Here is a 19442-nt window from a genome sequence, read left to right as displayed (position 1 = left end):
GCGCATCATCGTTGCCGCAGACCTGCAGGCTAAGCTGGCGGCATGAGTGAATTCAATCCCGCCCATGCTTCGTTGTTTCCGCAACAGGGTCTGAGCCTGGGCCTGATGACGCCGGTTGCGGCGCATGGACTGGCCGATCCGGACGAGGCGCGGCGCATCGCACGGCTGGCCGATGATCTTGGCTTCGCCGCGCTATGGACGCGCGACGTGCCATTGATGGTGCCGCAGGGCCCGGATGCAACAGCGAGTGCGCTGGATGACCCGTTCCTGTGGCTGGGCATGCTGGCTGCAGCGACCGAGCGCATCGTGGTCGGCAGCGCAGCCATTGTGCTGCCGCTGCGGCAGCCGTTGCAGGTGGCGAAGTCGGCGCTGAGCCTGGACCGGATCAGTCGCGGACGTTTCGTGCTCGGGCTGGGTTCGGGTGACCGCCCGGAAGAATTTGCCGCGTTCGGTGAGGATCTGGAGGGCAGGGCGGCGGCGTTCCGTGAGCGCTGGACGTTGTTGCGCGCAGCGTTGTCACCAGAGGCCGATGAACGGACCGCCGTACTGCAGGCGACCGGTGGTTTCGACGTGTTGCCGGCGCCGGCAACGCGGATTCCGATGCTGGTGGTGGGTACTGCGCGGCAGAGCCTGCAATGGATCGCGCGTGAAAGCGAAGGCTGGGCCACCTATCACCGCGAGGAGGTTGCGCAGGAAGGACGCATCGGCCTGTGGCAGCAGGCGCTCGTGCAGCGCGGCGGGCCAGGCAAGCCGTTCGTGCAGTCGATGCTGCTGGACCTGCAGGCGGATCCGGAGGCGCCAGCCGAACCATTGCCGCTGGGCTTGAAGGTCGGCCGCGACGGGCTGCGCGACTATCTGCGGCGCGTGCATGCGCAGGGCGTGGCGCATGTGATGTTCAATCTGGTCGACAACGGACGGCCGATGGACGTGGTGCTGCGCGAGATCGGCGAGCAGGTCCTGCCGGATGTGCTCCGGTAGGTGTCCACCTTGGTGGACACATTCCAGCAGTCGAGCACGGCTCGACTCTACATGGGGTTCGCATCTGCGTATCATTCGCATTTGATATCCCGCTGCCGGAGCTCCGCGTGACCCAACGTTCCCCCATGCACCCGACTGGACGCCTGTTCGCGGTGGTCGCTTTCATCGAGGCCGTGACCTGGGCCGGCCTGCTCATCGGCATGTGGATGAAGTACGGCCCGATGGCCAACGTTGCGCTGGTCAAGCTGTTCGGGCCCCTGCACGGCGTGGCGTTCCTGGTCTATGTGGCGGTGACGCTGTTCGCGGCAGTGCGGCTGCGCTGGCCGTGGTGGGCCAGTGCCCTGGCCCTGCTGGCGGCGATCCCGCCGCTGGTGACGCTGCCGCTGGAGTGGTGGTTCAAGCGCGGTGGTCTGCTGGGCCTGCGTGCAATGCGCTGAACCCACTGTTGCATGCCCATTCAAGAGAATGGGTATCAAATGCAAATACGAGCCGTTATCATTTAAGGATGGCATCGGGCCCTGAGCAGGACCGGTGCCGGGCGGGGGCGTACAGGCGCGCCCGGCCATCCTTTCCTGTTACGGCTGGTGTTTCATGCACGCACGTCCCGTCGTTCCCGGCTTGCCGGCGCTGGTGTTGGCTGCCCTGATCGGCACCATGGCGATGATGTCCTTCGTCGCCGTGATCGGCCCGGTGGTCCGCATGCTCGGTTTGTCCGAGTGGCATGCCGGCCTCTCGGTCACCGCCGCCGGTGTGTTGTGGATGCTGGCCGCGCGCCCGTGGGGCCAGCTCAGCGACCGCATCGGCCGCAAGCGCGTGCTGATGCTGGCGATGAGTGCCTACACCGTGGTCTACATCGCGCTGGCGGTGTTCATCGACGTGGCCCTGCAGGCGGTGCCGCCTGTGTTGGTATCGGTGCTCGTGCTGGTCGGTGCGCGTGGCCTGATCGGCCTGTTCTACGCCGCGGTGCCTCCTACCGCTGCCGCGCTGATCGCCGACAAGGCACCGACCGGGCAGCGTGCGAAATTCCTCGCTCGCCTGGGCAGCGCCAACGCGCTGGGCATGGTGCTTGGCCCGGCCGCCGCTGGCTGGCTGGCCTATACGAATCTGTCGCTGGCGCTGTATGTGGCCGCATTGTTGCCGCTGCTTGCGCTGGCATTGCTGGCGTGGCGGTTGCCGGCCACACCGCCGGTGGAGAGCGCTTCTGCGCAACGCCGCCAGCCGATGAGCCGTCTCGACCCGCGCCTGCGCCTGCCACAGCTGGCGGCGTTCATCGCCATGATCTCGGTGACCATCGCGCAGGTCACGGTCGGCTTCTTCGCAATCGACCGCCTCGGCCTGGATGCAGCGGCGGGCGGCGCGCATGGCCGGCATTGCACTCACAGCGGTTGGCGTCGGCCTGATCCTGGCGCAGGCGCTGGTGATGAAGCTGGAGGTACATCCACGCCGCTGGATCGTCCTCGGCGCACTCATTTCCGGCATCGGCTTCGCTTCGGTGGCTGGCGTGCAGCAGGCCTGGCAGTTGCCGACGGCGTACGCGCTGGCCGCGTTCGGCATGGGTTTCGTATTCCCCTCGTTCCAGGCGCTGGCTGCCGACGCGGTGGAAGCAAACGAGCAGGGTGCTGCCGCCGGCACCGTTGCTGCCGCGCAGGGGCTGGGCATGGTGGCCGGGCCGATGCTCGGCACGTTGTTGTATCGCGGTGGGCCCAGCCTGCCTTACCTGCTGGTGGGCGCGCTGCTGCTGTTGCTGTGCGCGCTGGCCGCCGCGTATCGGATGAAGGAGACCTCATGAACGATTCCCTGATGCAGGGCGCGTGGCCGGAGGCTGCGCCGGCTGCGCCGGAAAGCACCGACGACGCGTCGTTGTTCCTGCTGCAGCATGCCGGCCAGCACGTGCACGCACGTGGCTGCCGCGCCGCGCTGCCGGCCGGTGCACTGGCGACGCTGGCAGAGCGCGTTTCGGAGTTCTTTGCCCAGCAGCGCGGTGGTCCGGGCCTGTTGGTTGGCGCGGTGCCGTTCGAACCGCGTGCGGACGATGCGTTGTACCAGCCCGAGCGCCTGTTGCCTGCGCTGGCATTGCAACCGCAGGCCGCACCGCCGCTGGACGGCGCCCTGCGGGCCGAGCCTGCGCCACAGGACTATGCGTCAGCGGTTGCCGCGGCGGTGCAGGTCCTGCGTGCGCCCGAGCAGAACCTGCACAAGGTGGTGCTGGCGCGCAGCCTGTTGGCACGCACCCGCCAGGCGCTGTCGCCGGACGTGCTGCTGGCACGCCTGGGCGCGGATCCGTCGGTGGCGACCTACGCGGTGCCGTTGCCGGTGGAGCTGGGCCAGGCGCCGGCGTGGCTGGTGGGGGCAACCCCGGAACTGCTGCTGCGCAAGCGCGGTGCCGAACTGCTGTCGCATCCACTCGCCGGTTCAGCACGCCGCAGCGCCGATGCTGCCGAGGACGAGCGTGCCGCGCAGGCGCTGCTGGCCTCGACCAAGGACCATGACGAGCATCGCCATGTGGTGGACGCCATCGTCGAGGGCCTGGCACCGTACTGCAGCCACATCGATGCACAGCCACGGCCGGTGCTGCATGCCACCGCCAGTATGTGGCACCTGGGCACCCGCATCCATGCCACCCTGAAGGATCCGCAGACGTCTGCCGCCGAACTGCTGGCACAGCTGCACCCCACGCCGGCGGTCTGCGGTACGCCGCGGCTGGCGGCACTGCAGCGCATCCGCGAACTGGAACCGGTGCCGCGCGGCTTCTACGCCGGCGCCGTGGGTTGGCTGGATGCGCAGGGTGACGGCGACTGGTACGTGGCGATCCGCTGCGCACGCCTGCAGGGCACGCAGCTGCGCCTGTATGCCGGTGCCGGCATCGTCGCCGAATCGGAACCCGAGGCCGAGGTGGCCGAAACCGCGGCGAAGTTCGCTGCCCTGTTGAACGCGCTGGGTGTCCATGAATCCGCGCCCGCCATCGAGCCTGCCGCATGACTACCTCCATTGATTCCTCCCGCCTGCCACTGCAGCAGGTGTGGCCTGATGAGCTGATGGCGCGCTATCGTGAGGCCGGCCACTGGCGGGGCGAGACCTTCCCGGCGTTCCTGCGCGAGCGCGGAACGCTATGCGGATGACATCGCGGTGGTCGCCGGCGATGTCCGCCTGAGCTACGCGCAGCTGTGGCACGAAGCCGGTCGCATCGGTTCCGGACTGCTGGCACTCGGCCTGCAGCCCGGTGAGCGGGTGCTGGTGCAGCTGGGCAACACCGCCGGATTCATCACCACCGTATGCGGACTGTTCCGTGCGGGTCTGGTGCCGGTATATGCGTTGCCGGCGCATCGCATCACCGAACTGGTGCACTTCGCCAACAAGGCCGAGGCCAGTGCCTACATCACTGCCGACCTGCACGATGGCTTTGATCATCGCGGGCTGGCGCGGGCGCTGCAGGCCGAGGTGCCGGCGCTGCGCCACGTGGTCATCGATGGCGATGCAGCGGAGTTCACCGCGCTGGAGTCGCTGCAGGGCGACCGCAGCCAGCTGCCGGCCGATCCGGATCCGCAGTCGGTGGCGTTCCTGCAGATCTCCGGTGGCAGTACCGGGTTGTCCAAGCTGATTCCGCGTACCCACGACGACTACATCTATTCGTTCCGCGCCAGCAATGACATCTGCGGTATCGACCGCGACAGCGTGTATCTGGTCGCGCTGCCGGCCGCGCACAATTTCCCGATGAGCTCGCCCGGTTTCTTCGGCGCGCTGTATGCCGGTGCCCGCGTGGTGCTCAGCCCCGGCCCCGGCCCGGATGCGGCCTTCCCGCTGATCGCCCGCGAGCGCGTGACCTGCTGTGGCCTGGTGCCGCCGCTGGCGCTGCTGTGGGCGCAGGCAGCGGCTACGAGCAAGCATGACTTGTCCAGCCTGCAGGTGCTGCAGGTGGGCGGCGCCAAGCTGGTGCCGGAAGCTGCGCGGCGGGTGATCGACGGCCTGGGCTGTACCCTGCAGCAGGTGTTCGGCATGGCCGAAGGCCTGGTCAACTACACCCGCCTGGATGATCCGGAGGAACTGATCGTGGCCTGCCAGGGCCGGCCGATCAGCCCGGACGACGAAGTGCGCGTGGTCGATGACCACGACCAGCCGGTGGCTGAGGGTGAAGTGGGTCATCTGCTGACCCGCGGCCCGTACACCATCCGTGGTTACCACAACGATGCGGTGGCCAACGCGCGCTCGTTCACCGACGATGGGTTCTACCGCACCGGTGACCGCGTGCAGCAGTTGCCCGGCGGCTATCTGGTGGTGCAGGGCCGTGCCGGTGACCACATCAACCGCGCGGGCGAGAAGATCTCCGCCGAGGAGATTGAAGATCACCTGCTGGCCCACCCCGGCGTGTTCGACGCCGCCGTGGTCTCCATTCCTGACGAGTATCTCGGTGAGCGCAGCTGCGCGTTCGTGATCCAGCAGGGGGAGCCGATCAAGGCGCCGGCACTGAAGGCCTGGATGCGTACGCGCGGCCTGGCGGCGTTCAAGGTGCCGGACCAGGTCGTGTTCGTCGACAGTTTCGATACCACCGCGGTCGGCAAGATCAGCCGCCGCGAACTGCGCGCGCAGCTGCGTGCGCGTCATCTGCAACAGACAGGAGGAACGCGCTGATGGCGCTGCCCCGTATCACCGATTACCCCTTGCCGACCGCCGCCGAACTGCCGCAGGCCCGTGGCCCGTGGCGCCCGCAGCGTGATCGTATTGCGCTGCTGGTGCATGACATGCAGCGCTACTTCCTGGCGGCATTCGACGCCGGTAGTACGCCGCTGCGGCCGGCGGTGGACAATATCGTGCGCCTGCTGGCGCATTGCCGCGCGCACGGCATTCCCGTGTTCTACACCGCCCAGCATGGCGACCAGGATCGCCGTGACCGTGGCCTGCAGGCCGATCTGTGGGGGCCCGGAATGCGCCGCAGCGCCGACCATGAACCGATCATCGAGGCGCTGGCACCGCAGCCGGGTGAGCACGTGCTGGTGAAGCACCGCTACAGCGCGTTCCAGCGCAGCAATCTGGAGACGCTGATGCGGGTGCGTGGCCGCGACCAGCTGCTGGTGACCGGTGTGTACGCGCATATCGGCTGCACTGCGACCGTGGTGGAGGCGTTCCAGCGTGACATCGAGGCCTTCATCGCCGCCGATGCGGTGGCGGACTTTTCGCGTGCCGATCACGATCAGGCGCTGCACTGGATCGCACGCACCTGTGGCGTGCCGATGACCACCGATCAGTTGCTGGAGGTGCTGTGATGGCTGCCACGGGTGATGCGCTGGATCTGGAGCGGATGCGTACCGACGTTGCGCGCGTGCTGGAGTGCACGCCGGCCGAGATCGGTGACGACGACAACCTGATCGACCTGGACCTGGACTCGATGCGCATGCTCGGCCTGGTCCTGGCCTGGGGCAACACCGGGTTGCCGCTGGAGTTCTCGCAGTTGGCCGAACACACCACGCTGCGCCAGTGGTGGGGTGTGGTGCAGAAGCTGCAGGCCGCGCAGAACGCATGAACGTCGCTGTGCTGGCCACGCCGGTGGCACTGACCGAGGCCCAGGCCGGACTGTGGTTCGCGCAGCGGCTGGCACCGGAGAATCCGTCGTTCAATACCGCGCATGCCGTGTGGATCGAGGGTGCGCTGGACGAGGCCGCGTTCGTCGCCGCGGCAGACCAGGCAGCGGGCGAAGCCCAGGCCTTCGCACTGCGCTTTGCCGAAGGGGCCGACGGCCAGCCGCTGCAGTGGCATGACCCGGCACATGTGCCGCTGCTGTCGGTGCGCGATCTATCCGGCGAGACAGACCCGGCATCGGCGGCGCGTGCCCTGATGCAGGCCGACCGGCTCAGCGCGGTCGATCCGACCCGCGACCGCATAAGCCAGCAGGTGTTGTTTGATCTGGGTGGGCAGCGCTGGGTCTGGTATCTGCGTGTGCATCACCTTGCAGCCGATGGCTATGGCATGGCGCTGTTCACTGATCGCGTATGTGCCTTGTATGCCGGTCGTGCGGGTGAGGCACTGCCGGGACTGGCGGGCGTGCTGGCCGATGATGCCGCCTATCGTGCCGACCCGCGTCGCACGCAGGCGGGGCAGTGGTGGCGCGAGCAGATGCAGGGCGCGCCGGCGGGCGCGGGCCTGGCCGGTACGCTCGCGGCCAGTGACGACGCGCTGCGCTGGGTGCAGCCGCTCGATGCTGCATTCCGTGAGCAGCTGCTGCAGGCATCGGTGCGTTGGCTGCAGCCCTGGCCGGATGTGCTGGCCGCGTTGTCGGCCGAGTACCTGCGGCGGATGAGCGCCGCCGATGAAGTGGTGCTGGGGGTGCCCTACATGGGGCGGCTCGGCAACGCATCGGCGCGGGTGCCGGCGATGGTGATGAATGTGCTGCCGCTGCGCGTGGCGGCTGGCGAGGGCAGCGTCGAGGCCTATACCCGCGGCCTGGGGCGGCAGCTCAGCCAGGGTCGCAAGCATGGCCGCTATCGCGGCGAGCAGTTGCGCCGTGACCTTGGTCTGGTGGGCGCACAGCAGCGGCTGCACGGTCCGCTGGTGAATGTGCAGCCGTTCTACAAGCCGCTGGCGGTGACTGGCGTGCGGGCGACGCTGGAGGTGCTGTGCACCGGTCCGGTGGATGATCTGACGCTGGGTTTCCGTGGCGATGGCCAGCACCTGCTGGACCTGGAGATCGAAGCCAATCCCGCGTTGTACAGTCGGGAGGATGTCGAGGCGCACGCGACCCGGTTGCTGCATTTCGTATCGGCGGCGCTGGAGGCCGGAGACATCGCGGCGGTGCCGCTGGCCACCGTCGCAGAAGCGCAGCAGGTGGTGCATGGTTTCAATGCCACCGCGCATGCGCTGCCACAGACTACGTTGGTTGAACTGCTGCAGCAGGGCATGGACCGTGATCCGCACGCGCCTGCGCTGGTGTCCGGCGACACCACGCTGGACTACGCAACGCTGGAAGCGCGGAGTTTCGCGCTGGCGGCACAACTGCGCGCGATGGCGGTCGGTCCGGGCAGTGTGGTGGCGGTGGCATTGCCGCGCTCGCTGGAACTGGTGATCGCGCTGGTGGCGGTGCTGCGTGCGGGTGCCGCCTACCTGCCGCTGGACCTTGCCCATCCCGATGAGCGCCTCGCGCGCATTCTCTCCTCGGCGCAGCCGGCGTGCGTACTGGCTGCGGCAGAGGTATCGGCGCGCATGGACGGCGTGCCGGTGCTTGCCCCCGACCAATGGACCGCGCTGAGTTTCGCAGCACCGTGGGCCGATCCGGCGCCCAGCGATGCAGCCTATGTGATCTATACCTCCGGTTCGACCGGCGAGCCGAAGGGCGTGGTCATCGAGCACCGTGCCATCGTCAATCGCCTGCTGTGGATGCGCGAGCACTACGGCATCCGTTCCGATGACCGTGTTCTGCAGAAGACCCCGGCGACCTTCGATGTTTCGGTCTGGGAATTCTTCCTGCCGCTGCTGTGCGGCGCGACGCTGGTGGTGGCGGGCCCGGACGCGCATCGCGATCCGACCGAGCTGGCGCGGCTGATCCGTGCGCATGCCATCACCACCGCGCATTTCGTGCCGTCGATGCTCGACGCGTTCCTCGCCGCACCAGCCTCCGAAGGCCTGCAGCTGCGCCGCGTGTTCACCAGTGGCGAAGCGCTGGACGCATCGCTGCGTGATCGTTTCCATGGGCGCATGCAGGCCGAACTGCACAACCTGTATGGCCCGACCGAAGCGGCCGTGGACGTGAGCTACTGGCCGGCCTCGGCGCAGGACCGCTCACGGCCGGTACCGATCGGCTTCCCGGTCTGGAACACCCGCCTGTACGTGCTGGATGCGCGGATGCAGCCGCTGCCGGTCGGTGTGCCGGGCGACCTGTATCTGGGAGGGGTGCAGCTGGCGCGTGGCTATCTTGGCCGCGATGACCTGACCGCCGAACGTTTCCTGGCCGATCCCTTCCTTCCAGGCGAGCGCATCTACCGCACCGGCGACGTGGCGCGCTGGCGCGCCGATGGTGCGGTCGAATACCTCGGCCGCAGCGACCACCAGGTGAAGCTGCGCGGCCTGCGCATCGAGCTGGGCGAGATCGAGGCGGCGCTGCGCGAGCTGCCGGGCATGGAGCGCGTGGAAGTGCTGCTGCGCCAGGACACGCCGGGCGACGCGCGGCTGGTGGCCTATGTGCCAGCGGCGCTTGCCGATGCCGTGATGCTGCGCAGCCATCTGGCCACGCGCGTGCCGGACTACATGGTGCCCTCGGCGTTTGTCGGTGTGGATCACTGGCCGGTGACCGCGAACGGCAAGCTCGACCGCAACGCCTTGCCGAAGCCGCCGCAGAACGAGATTGCCGGACTGGCACCGCGCACGCCGCTGGAGCAGGAACTGGCATTGCTGTTCGCACAGGCGCTTGGGCGTGAGGCGCCGGTGGCGGTGGATGCGGACTTCTTCAGTCTCGGCGGTGACTCGCTGTCGGCGGTGCACCTGCTGCTGGCGATCGAACAACGCTGGCGCTGTGACCTCGGCCTCGGTGCCTTGTTCGCGCAGCCGACCGTGGCCGCATTGGCGACGCGCATTGCCGAACCGCCGGCACTGGCCGACCACGCATTGGGGCCGGTGATCTCGCTGGCTGCCACTGATGCTGACGGACCCATTCCGTTGTTCGTGCTGCACCCGGCCGGTGGCATCGCCTGGAACTACCGGACGCTGGCGCGCCCTGCAGCCGGCACGCCCGGTATATGGCCTGCAGTCGCCCGCGCTGGATCCGAAGCAGCCGTTGCCATCCAGCATCGAAGCCATGGCCAATGACTATGTGCAGCGGGTGGTCACGCTGCAACCGAAGGGACCGGTGCATCTGCTGGGCTGGTCGGTGGGCGGCATCCTCGCCCAGGCGATGGCGGTGCGTCTGCATGAAATCGGGCGTGAAGTCGGTGAACTGGTGCTGCTCGACGCCTACCCCAGCGAATGCTGGCGGGCTGAGCCGGAACCCGATGCCATCGCCGCATTGCGTGCGCTGCTGGCGATTGCAGGCCATGACCCGGAGGCGCATCCGGAGCTGGACAGCCGTGAACGCATTCTCGGCTTCCTGCGTCGCGGTGGTAGTGCGCTCGGCAGCCTGCCGGACGTGGTGCTTGATGGCGTGGTGCGCGCAGTGACTGGCACCAACCGGCTGATCCGCGAACACATCCACCGTCCGTTCGACGGCACGCTGGTGCACGTGCGCGCGGGGCGGGACCACCAGGCGCGGCCGCAGCTGCAGTCGGCGTTGTGGCGCGCACGCACGCAAGGTGCAGGCGCTGGAACTGCCGTTCCTGCATGCCGAGCTGACCGGCCGCGATGCGGTGGCGCAGCTGGCACCGTGGTTGTCGGCGCGCCTGCGCCACTGGGATGAGCAAGAGGAGATCGCAACATGCAGTTGACCGGCTTTGAAGGTCGCGTGGCACTGGTGACCGGCGCCGCCGGTGGCATCGGCGAGGCCCTGGTACGGCTGTTGGCCGAGGCTGGCTGCACGGTCGTGGCAACCGACCGTGAGGCGCCCGTGGTAGTGGATGCACGTGTGCAGGCGCTTGCGCTCGATGTGACCGACAGCGTAGCGGTGGACGCACTGGTGGATCGTGTGGAAGCCAGCATTGGGCCGATCTGTCTCGCCGCAAGCGTGGCGGGTGTTCTGCATGTGGGAGCTGTTGCGGAGACCGCGGATGCCGATTGGCGCCGGGTGTTCGCGGTCAATACCGATGGCGTGTTCCATGTTGGCCGTGCGCTGGCGCGGGTGATGTCACCGCGGGGTCAGGGCGCGATCGTCACCGTCAGTTCGAATGCCGCCGGCGTGCCGCGGCACGGCATGGCGGCCTACGCCGCGTCCAAGGCAGCCGCCACGATGTTCAGCCGCTGCCTCGGGTTGGAACTGGCGCCGCTGGGCATCCGCTGCAATATCGTCGCCCCGGGTTCAACGCTGACCTCGATGCAGACCGGCATGTGGCAGGACGAGCATGGCGCAGAGCGAGTTATCGCCGGCAACCTGGAGACGTACAAGGCCGGCATCCCGCTGCGCAAACTGGCCACCCCGGAAGACATCGCCCATTCGGTGATGTTCCTGCTCTCCGAGCAGGCCGGGCATGTGGCGATGAGCGACCTGTACGTCGACGGCGGCGCCACCCTGCGCGGCTGAGCCCCGACGGCGGCCTGCCGGCAATGGTAGTGCCGGCCGCTGGCCGGCAACCCACAGCCCCGGTAGTGCCGGTCGCCGGCCGGCAATCCATAGTCTCCGGTAGTGCCGGCCGCTGGCCGGCAACCCACAGCCCCGGTAGTGCCGGTCGCCGGCCGGCAATCCATAGTCTCCGGTAGTGCCGGCCGCTGGCCGGCAACCTTATTCAACTTCAGACATCTCCGAACATCCATCGAGGCATGGCCTGACGTTCAACGCGCAATGATCGCTCCACCATGGGGCATGAGCAGCCATCGCCTCCGCCTGGGCCGGCGTTCCATTGTCGGTCAGGTCTACGTTCTGACAACGACCACACATCAGCGCCGCCGGCTCTTTGAAAGCGAAGCTGCAGTGGCATGTGTAATCGACCAGCTTCATTACATCGAACAGCGCGGGCTCGTACAGTCACTCGCATGGGTCGTCATGCCGGATCATGTCCACTGGATGTTCGAGCTGCGTGCAGCTCATCTTCCAGACATTGCGCGCCGAATGAAGTCGTCGAGCGCGCTTGCCCTGAATCGCCTGGTGGGTCGTCGAAGTACGGTGTGGCAGCCAGGCTACTTCGATCATGCCGTGAGGGCCGAGGAGTCGCTGGCGCGGCAAGCGCTGTACATCCTGGGGAATCCGGTACGCGCCGGTATTGCCCGGCAGATTGGCGAGTATCCGCATGCGTGGTCGGCCTGGACGTGATGCCGGCCAGCGGCCGGCACTACCGGTTACGGTGAGGGCTGAGCAGGCGCTGTACATCTTGGCGAACCCGGTACGCGCCAGTATTGCCCCGCAGGTTGGCGAGTATCCGCATGCGTGGTCGATATGGGCGTGATGCCGGCCAGCGGCCGGCACTACCAGGGGTTCGAACATGGCGGTTGCCGGCCAGCGGCCGGCACAACCCGTTGCAGTCAGGGTAGGGTCAGTCGGTAGACCAGAATGCGGTTGTCGTTGTCGTACGCGCTGTCGCAGGATTGGCCCTGCATGCGGCAGCGGCGGGCGATGAAGTCGTTGTCGTTGCCGATCAGCAACAACACGTCGTTCGGATGCTGCGGGTCCAGCGCTGGCAGTACGTCCATGGCTTCCCACTTTTCCGAGAGCAGCCCGGCATGCGGGCCGCGCTTGGTGTCCAGGTCAAGGCCGGCACGCGCGAGCTGCGGGCGGTCGAGCAGGTTCATCAGTTCATCGCTGCGTGCGGGCACGATCCCTGCCTCCAACGAGGTGTCCGCCGCATCAGCCAGCACCGAGGCGGTGCCGGTTTCATAGGCGCTTCCTGCCAGGTTGCTGGCATCGGCCACATCCACCAGCAGCACCGACTTGTAGACGATCGGGTCATCGCCGTCCTTGCCCAGACCGTTGCCATCGCGGGCCAGCAGCAGGAAGCGGTGGGCATCCAGTGCACGCAGCTCGCTCTGCGCGGCGGTACGGTCCAGCTTGCCCTTGCCGTCGTGTGCATAGGCGGGCAGGGCCATCACGTAATGGCCGATCGGTTGCTGCGGCGTCGGCGAGGCCGTCACGTCGTAGACCAGCACGCGGGTGTTGATGCGCCCGGCCGCGTTGCCTTTTGCGCTGTCCTGCAGCGTCGCGCTCTGAAGGGCCACGAACAGGCGGGTACCGTCGGGGGACAGGCCCATGCCTTCCACGCCCTGGTTGTTGCGGCGCCCAGTCTGCGGCGCCGCCAGCGAACCGAAGGCGGGCTTGCCATCGCGCTGCGGACGGATCGCCGGCGGCGCCACGATCACGCCCTGCAGCTGGCCCTGTGCATCGAAGTAGTAGACGTTGGCGGTGTACTCATCGCCGATGTAGAAGTGGCCATCGGCGGTGAACTGCAGCGACTCCGCATCCAGCGAGACCTTGCCCGCGCCTGCGCCGCTGGCCGGTGAGGGCAGCACCACATCGCGCTGGGTGATCGTGTGCTCACCCGGGTCGGCACCGGTAAACGGCTGCCCCTTGAAATCCTTAAGTACCACGCCCTTGTCGGGCACCATGCTCAGCGTGCCAAGCGCAGGCTTGCCCGGGGTAACGTCGATGCGCAGTTGCATGCGCTCCACGCGACCGGCGTAGTCGTAGAACAGGCCGGCCTCGGGATCATTACGACCGCGGTCGGGCAGGGTCCAGAGCACGCCTTCGTAGCCGCTGGCGGTGCGCTTCCAGGTGCCGGGCTGCACCGCCAGCGACGAAAACGAGCCCAGCGTATCGCCGAGGAAGTCCACCGTGCTCGCGGGCAACCGTCCGGCAGCGACCAGGCCCTTGTCCACATAGGTACGACCGCCCAGCTGCAGGGTGCGCGGTGGTGCACCCGTTGCCTCATGCGGAGCGGAGTATCCGCTGGCGGAGAGGGTGGCCAGCAGCAGGGCGGTCGCGAACATCGGCGGACTCCGGGCGGTCGATCAGAAGCGAAGGTCGATCGTACCGAACACCTGGCGCGGTGCCGAGGCATGGAACACGTACAGCTTGCCGGCCGGGTCGCTGGGCGCGAACACGCTCGAATCCAGGTTGCTGGCGTAGCGCTTGTTGGTCAGGTTGGTCACGTTGAACGACAGGCGCATGCCCTTGGCGAAGCCGACCTCGCCGAAGTCATAGCCACCGGCGAGGTCGAACACGGTGAAGCCGCCGAAGCCCTGGTCGTTGGTGTAGGTGTAGAAGCGCTCGCCGGTGTACTTGCCACGCAGGCTGGCGAACCAGCCGTTGTCGCGCCAGGTGATCTCGGTGGCCAGCAGCTGCTTGGGCGTGTCGGTCTGGATCCTGCCCTTGATCTGCTGCTCGACACCGGCCTGCACGTAATTGGAGGCATAGGTCGAACGGTTCAGCGAGGCCGAGGTGTACCAGCTGAAGTGCTCGTTCGGGGTCCACAGCACGGTCAGCTCGGCACCGCGGCTGTCGACGCCGCCGACGTTGTAGAAGCGGTTGCCGCAGGTCGGGCCGACCGGTTGCCGCGAATCGCAGGGGTTGTACTGCAGCAGGCGGTTGTCGAAGCGCACGCTGTAGGCCGCGATCGAGGCCTGCAGAGTATCGGTGACGAAGCGGTAGCCGGCTTCGACTGAGCGTGACTCCTCCGGTTTCAGGTTGCCCTGCGCATTCCAGGTCGCCTGGCTGACCGCCTGCGGGCCCAGCTTGAAGCCGCCCTGGAACATGGCGATGTTCTCGGCGTAGCTGGCGAAGATTTCGTGGTGCTCGGCCAGGCGGAAGTTTGCGCCGATGCTGGGCAGGAAGTTCTTGCTGGCCTTCAACGAACCGGTGGCGAACTGGTTGTTCGAGGTCGGCGAGATCGGCGTCTTCGCGTCGCCCGGCAGTGCCTGTGCATCGGAGGTGGCATGCGGGCTCTTGGCGCCGAACTCCAGGGTCAGGCGATCATCGAGCAGGCGCCAGGTGTCCTTCAGGAAGAACTGGTGGGTCTTCCAGCGGGTGCGCTGGGCGAACACGCCCACATCGGAGGGCAGGGTGTTCATGCCGCTCAGGTCACGCGGGCCGTCCACGGCGGTCTGGTAGCGCTCGGCGCTGCTGGTGTTGCGCTCATACCAGACGCCGCCTTCGATGCGGTGCGCGCCCAGTTCCCAGTCGAAGGACAGCGTGCCGCCGTCGCGGTCGATGGTATAGATGGTGTTGCGGAAGATGATCGGAATCTCCTGCGCGGTGCCCTTGTTCGACCACGCGCCGCTGTTCCAGTTGTGGCCTTCGCCGCGGTCGTCGTGGTGGTAGGCCAGGGCGCGGAGGCTGAAGCCATCGGCCAGGAAGAAGTCGCCGGCCAGGTAGTACAGGTTATCGTCGCGCAGGATCTGCCCGGCGGTGAAGGCACCATCGGCATCCTTGTCCGGGCCGCTGCTGTCGCACTTCTTCGCGTTGAAGCTGGCGGTGTTGCAGTAGGCCTTGGCCACGGCCTTGTTCCAGTCCGGCGCGTAGCCGCCCCAGTCCCAGCCCAGGCCGCGCGACATCTCGTCCTTGGACAGGTAGAAGTAGTCCGCCTGGGTGGTGCGCGAGGTATCGACGAAACCGGTGATCTGGCCGCGGCCAAAGTTCCACACGCCCTTGGCGTTGAACTGCTTGGTGGTGGATTTGTTGTAGGCGGTCTGGTCGTTCCACAGATCGGAGACGGCATTCATGCCGGAAACGTAGCCGGAGAAGCCGTTGTACTCGCCGCTGTCCACGCGCACGAAGGTGCGGCGGTTGGCATCGCTGCCGAAGGTCTGCACCACGCGGCCACCCAACTCCTGGGCTGGGCGGTCAGAGGTATACGAGATGGTGCCGCCGAGGTTGCTGGTGGACGGCGTGCCGAGGCTGCCGATGCCCACCGCCAGTTCCGCGCCGGCCATGTTCTCGCTGATCAGCGCACGGTTGATGGTCAGGCCGTTGTAGTTGTTGTACGCGCCATCGCCCAGCGGCACGCCGTCGAGCGTGTAACCGAGACGGGTGGAGTTGAAGCCGCGCAGGCTGAGGGTCATCGACTGCTCGTTGGTGCCCAGCGCATCGGCCGACTGCGCGTTGACGCCCGGCAGTAGATTGAGCGTCTTCTGCAGGCTGGTGCCCGGCGGCAGGATGTCGAGGTTCTCGCGGGTGATGCGCTGCACCTGGCGCGCTTCACCGCTGCCGATCACCGAAACCGCATCGAGATCGGTGGCGGACGTGCCAGTGGAGGTCGGGGCAGCATCCTGCGCCCAGGCCGCGGGAGCGAGCGCGATCGACAGCGCAGCGGCCAACAAAGTCTTCGTCATGTTACGGACACTCAGGCAGGCACGAGCCACCGCAGGGGCGCGGAGCTCATGGAGTTCAAAAGGGGAGACAAGCGATGCGACCGGTGGCGCTGCAGGCGCCGTGGATCAACGTGAAAATGGTGCGCTAGACAGATGACTGTCTGGTGACACCGCTACACGCGTGCATGCCGACGCGTGCATTGGTAGATGCCAACCTTGGTTGGCATGCGCGGCATCGTTGGTGGAGCGCCAACCAAGGTTGGCGTCTACCAGGAGCGCGGAACAGGATTGTCGTATCCAGGGGGGCCGAACGAGGTCGGCATCAACGCGCGATCAACCCGCGTTGCGCGGCTTGCGCGTGCGCTTCGGCTTCGCGGTATCGCCGCCGCTGGCGGCGCCATCCTGCAGCGCCTGCAGCCAGGACAGGGTGTCCACGTAGTCGATGAAATGCCGCAGGTAGCCAGGGCTGGTCGCCTGCATCGTGTCCAGCATGCGTTGCACCAGCACCGCCGAATTCAGCGGACCGCCATCGGCCGGGGCCTCGGTGCGCAGCGAGCGGCGTACCTGCAGTTCGCTGCGCAGTTCCGACCACTCGCGCTGCACCTGCTGCAGCATCGGCACCTGCGGGTAATGCGGCAGCGAACGCGATCCCGCATCGAGATCGCGCACCAGTGCGCGCAGGCCATCCAGTGCGGGCGGCTTACTTGGCATCCGCGGCCTTGGGCTTGGGAATCGGTGCGATTTCCACGCGACGGTTGCGCGCGCGGCCATCTTCGCTGGCATTGGAGCTGACAGGCTGCTCGCTGCCGAACGCGGCGGCAAACACCGCATCGGCCGGTACGCCATCGGCAATCAACGTGCGGGTCACGGTCAGCGATCGCTGCGCTGACAGCTCCCAGTTGTCGGCAAAGCGACGATTGCCTTCGCGCACCGGTGCGTCATCGGTGAAGCCGCTGACCATCAGAATCTCTTCGCGCGTGCCCAGGTAGGCGGCCAGCGGCGCAGCCAGGCTGCGCAGCAGCTCCTGGCCTTCCGGCTGCAGCTGGTCCGAGTTCAGTGTAAACAACACGCTGCCACTGATGCCGATGCGTCCATCGACCAGGGTCACGCGACCGGCGGCCAGCGGGCCCGCCAGCGCCTGTTCCAGGGTCTGCAGGCGCTTGGCTTCGGCCTGGCGCTGCTTCACTTCCTGGTCCAGTCGCTGCGACAGCTCCAGCTGCACGGCAACCACACCGACCAGTATCAGCACGAACGCGCCCAGCAGCACCGACATCAGGTCGCCGAAGGCGGCCCAGATCGGGGCGTGTGAGCCGCCGTCGACCTCCAGCTCGTCGCTCATGCGCTGCCGGCCTTGCCGCGGCGCGCGGCCAGCTGCTGCAGTTCTTCCATCACCTGCTTCTGCGACAGCAGGCTGAGCTCGACCACCTCGCGCGCCTGCGCCACGTAGTAGGCCAGCTGCTCGTCGCTGCGCGCCAGCGAGGCATCCAGTGCGCCGCCGATCTGTTCCAGGCGGCCGGACAGCTCGGTGGAAGCGCTGCCGAACTGCGCAACCGCGTCGCCGAAGGCGCCAGCCAGCTGGCCGACGTCACCGGCGCTGCCGCTGAGCGCTGCGGCAATGCCATCCAGCTTGCCGGTCTCGGCGGCGATATGATCAGTGAAGCGGTTGCCGACGCGTTCCAGCAGCTCGGCCGAACCGCCGACCAGCGCGTCCACCGCGGTGCGCTGCTCGTGCGAAGCATGGTTGATCGCATCCAGCAGGGTCTGCACGGTGGCCAGCAGGCGGCCGCGCTCTTCCAGCATCGCGTTGTCGCGCACCAGGCTCTCGGAGAGCGTGCTGCGCAGCTCGTTGATGACGTCGGCGGCGGCCTTCGGCGCAGCGGCGGCGGTCTGCAGCAGGGTGGACACTTCCGCCAGCGTGGCGCTGGCCTGGGCGCGGCCGTTCTCGCCGATCTGCTGTGCGGTGGCCGCCAGCGTGTCGCAGACCTGCTGCTGCTGCGCGGCCAGGCGTTCACCGTTGGCTTGCAGGCGCTCGGCCAGATCGGCGGAAACGTGCTGCAGGGCATCGCTCCAGCGCTGCAGGCGCTGTTCGTCGCCGCGCTGCAGCTGGGCCTGCAGCGCGGCGTGGGCCTGCTGCAGTTCGGCACTGACCGCATCCCAGCGTGCCTGGCGCTGCTGCTCGCGGCTGTCCAGGCTGGCCTGCAGTTCGGCGTGCGCGGTCGCGGCGGCGGCCTGCGCGGCCTGCCACTGCTGCGAGCGCTGCTCTTCATGATCCTGCAGCAGCGACTGGCTGGCGCTGTGATGCTGTTCCAGTGCCTGCAGCAGCGCCTGCGCACGCGCGTCCAGATGCTCGCTGGTGGCCAGCAATGCCTGCTGCTGGCGTTCGACCAGCGCGCTGTTCAGTGCCTGCTGCTGTTCGGCGGCGGCGCGCCAGGCCTCGGCATTGCCGCTGGCATCGGCATGCAGGCGCTCGCCGATGCGTGTCACCAGTGCTTCGGCCTGCGTGCCCTGGCCATCGCTGAAGGCCTGCAGGTGCTGACGCAGATCACTGACCAGTGCCTGCTGTGTCTGGCTCTGTTCACTCAACGCCTTGGCCCAGCTGGCCTCGGTCGCCACGCGGCTGCGCTCGAAGCCTTCGCTCAGGCCAGACAACTGCTGCTGCACCGCCTGTTCGACACGGGCATGCAGCGCCTCACCATGGTGGGCCAGTCCGGCCAGGGTGGTCTCGGCCATCGGCTGCAGCGCGCCACCGATGGCGGCGGCGCTGGCCTCGGCACCCTCGCGCAGCGACTGCTGCAGCGAGACGGCCAGGCGTTCCTGCAGCGCTTGGCTCTGGGTCAGGAACTCGGCCTGGCCGGCCAGCAGGCGCTCATTGGCGGCTGCACTGTGCTGTTCGAAGCTGTTGGTCATCGCCTGCAGGCGGTCGACCAGCGCCGGCAGTGCGGCGGACTGCGCCTGCAGCAGGCGCAGCGATTCGGCGCGCTGCCAGGCCTGCGAGTATGGGTGCAGGTCGCCGGCAATGGCGCGGTCCAGCTGCTGCACGGCCTGCAGGCGGTCGCGGCGCAGCAGCGCTGCCAGCAGGCCGAGCATGGCGGAGCTGGCCACACCGGCGATCGAGGTGCCGAAGGCCACCGCCAGGCCCTGTACCGGCGAGGCCAGCGAGCCGCGGATGGCTGCCATGTCGGTCGCGCTCTGCAGGGCCAGTCCAGTGCCGCGCAGCGTGTCCATCATGCCGAGCAGGGTGCCGAGCATGCCCAGCAGCACCAGCAGGCCAACCAGATAGGGGGTCAGCACCGGCGCGGGCAGGGCGGTGCGCTCGCCTTCCACGCGCAGGCGCACGGCGTTGCGCAGGCCCATCGGCACGCGCTCCAGCCAGGGGGCAAGGCTTTCCTTCGCGCTGGACAGGTCACTCAGCGCGCTGCGCAGGCCGTTGCTGGCCTGGCGGTAACGGTACAGCTCCACCCCACCAGCGATGTAGCAGGCCGCGATGATCGCCGCCACCGCTGCACCCAGCGGATGCACCGAAACGTAGCCAATGCCGATCCAGCACACGGCCAGCAGGCCGACAAGGAAAACAACGACATGGAAAGCAGTTCTGGACATGGTGT

12 protein-coding genes and 3 pseudogenes are annotated in these 19442 nt (G+C 67.8%); 10 read left to right on the top strand and 5 right to left on the bottom strand.

Annotated features, from left to right (window positions below; all coding sequences use genetic code 11):
• The first annotated feature begins 42 nt into the window (after positions 1-42).
• The 10 genes and pseudogenes from ACZK2V_RS13080 (at position 43) to ACZK2V_RS13035 (ending at position 11851) form a co-directional block, all read left to right on the top strand.
• Positions 43-978, top strand: a complete 936-nt coding sequence (locus tag ACZK2V_RS13080) for a TIGR03571 family LLM class oxidoreductase (RefSeq protein WP_486322457.1) — start codon at positions 43-45, stop codon at positions 976-978.
• A gap of 125 nt (positions 979-1103) precedes the next feature.
• Complete coding sequence (locus tag ACZK2V_RS13075; RefSeq protein ID WP_486323327.1) at positions 1104-1415, top strand: DUF3817 domain-containing protein; 312 nt, start codon at positions 1104-1106, stop codon at positions 1413-1415.
• A 154-nt stretch (positions 1416-1569) separates the two neighbouring features.
• Positions 1570-2767: pseudogene (locus ACZK2V_RS13070) on the top strand (MFS transporter).
• Entirely contained in the window at positions 2764-3957 is a 1194-nt protein-coding gene (locus tag ACZK2V_RS13065) for an isochorismate synthase (RefSeq protein WP_486322456.1), read from the top strand. Before ACZK2V_RS13070 ends, ACZK2V_RS13065 begins: the two are co-directional and overlap by 4 nt.
• Positions 3954-5604 (top strand): annotated as a pseudogene (locus ACZK2V_RS13060) ((2,3-dihydroxybenzoyl)adenylate synthase). The gene ACZK2V_RS13065 and the pseudogene ACZK2V_RS13060 overlap by 4 nt, the downstream one beginning before the upstream one ends.
• Entirely contained in the window at positions 5604-6236 is a 633-nt protein-coding gene (locus ACZK2V_RS13055; RefSeq protein WP_032129987.1) for an isochorismatase family protein, read from the top strand. Before ACZK2V_RS13060 ends, ACZK2V_RS13055 begins: the two are co-directional and overlap by 1 nt.
• Positions 6236-6493, top strand: a complete 258-nt coding sequence (locus ACZK2V_RS13050) for a phosphopantetheine-binding protein (protein WP_049401311.1) — start codon at positions 6236-6238, stop codon at positions 6491-6493. The genes ACZK2V_RS13055 and ACZK2V_RS13050 overlap by 1 nt, the downstream gene beginning before the upstream one ends.
• Positions 6490-10376: pseudogene (locus ACZK2V_RS13045) on the top strand (amino acid adenylation domain-containing protein). The gene ACZK2V_RS13050 and the pseudogene ACZK2V_RS13045 overlap by 4 nt, the downstream one beginning before the upstream one ends.
• On the top strand, positions 10367-11125 hold the full coding sequence (locus ACZK2V_RS13040) for a 2,3-dihydro-2,3-dihydroxybenzoate dehydrogenase (protein WP_486322455.1): 759 nt from the start codon (positions 10367-10369) through the stop codon (positions 11123-11125). Before ACZK2V_RS13045 ends, ACZK2V_RS13040 begins: the two are co-directional and overlap by 10 nt.
• A 279-nt stretch (positions 11126-11404) precedes the next feature.
• Positions 11405-11851: an REP-associated tyrosine transposase gene (locus tag ACZK2V_RS13035; protein WP_049423040.1), complete on the top strand. Its 447-nt coding sequence runs from the start codon at positions 11405-11407 to the stop codon at positions 11849-11851.
• Between the two features lie 209 nt (positions 11852-12060).
• Here the strand turns inward: ACZK2V_RS13035 and ACZK2V_RS13030 are convergent, their stop codons facing one another.
• The 5 genes from ACZK2V_RS13030 to ACZK2V_RS13010 all read right to left on the bottom strand — a co-directional run bounded on the left by ACZK2V_RS13030 (position 12061) and on the right by ACZK2V_RS13010 (position 19437).
• Entirely contained in the window at positions 12061-13518 is a 1458-nt protein-coding gene (locus ACZK2V_RS13030; RefSeq protein ID WP_486322454.1) for an esterase-like activity of phytase family protein, read from the bottom strand.
• A 21-nt stretch (positions 13519-13539) separates the two neighbouring features.
• Complete coding sequence (locus ACZK2V_RS13025) at positions 13540-15858, bottom strand: TonB-dependent receptor (RefSeq protein WP_486322453.1); 2319 nt, start codon at positions 15856-15858, stop codon at positions 13540-13542.
• 312 nt (positions 15859-16170) lie between these two features.
• Positions 16171-16608, bottom strand: a complete 438-nt coding sequence (locus ACZK2V_RS13020) for a DUF2894 domain-containing protein (protein WP_239509137.1) — start codon at positions 16606-16608, stop codon at positions 16171-16173.
• Entirely contained in the window at positions 16538-17176 is a 639-nt protein-coding gene (locus ACZK2V_RS13015) for an OmpA family protein (RefSeq protein WP_486322452.1), read from the bottom strand. The genes ACZK2V_RS13020 and ACZK2V_RS13015 overlap by 71 nt, the downstream gene beginning before the upstream one ends.
• Positions 17173-19437 (bottom strand): DUF802 domain-containing protein, encoded by a 2265-nt coding sequence (locus tag ACZK2V_RS13010; protein ID WP_486322451.1) that lies wholly within the window; start codon positions 19435-19437, stop codon positions 17173-17175. The genes ACZK2V_RS13015 and ACZK2V_RS13010 overlap by 4 nt, the downstream gene beginning before the upstream one ends.
• Positions 19438-19442 lie beyond the last annotated feature (5 nt).

It is taken from the genome of Stenotrophomonas sp. 93052_Sma (assembly GCF_056481145.1).
The sequence above is the reverse complement of the archived record's forward strand: the minus strand, read 5'-3'. Positions and strand labels throughout refer to the sequence as shown.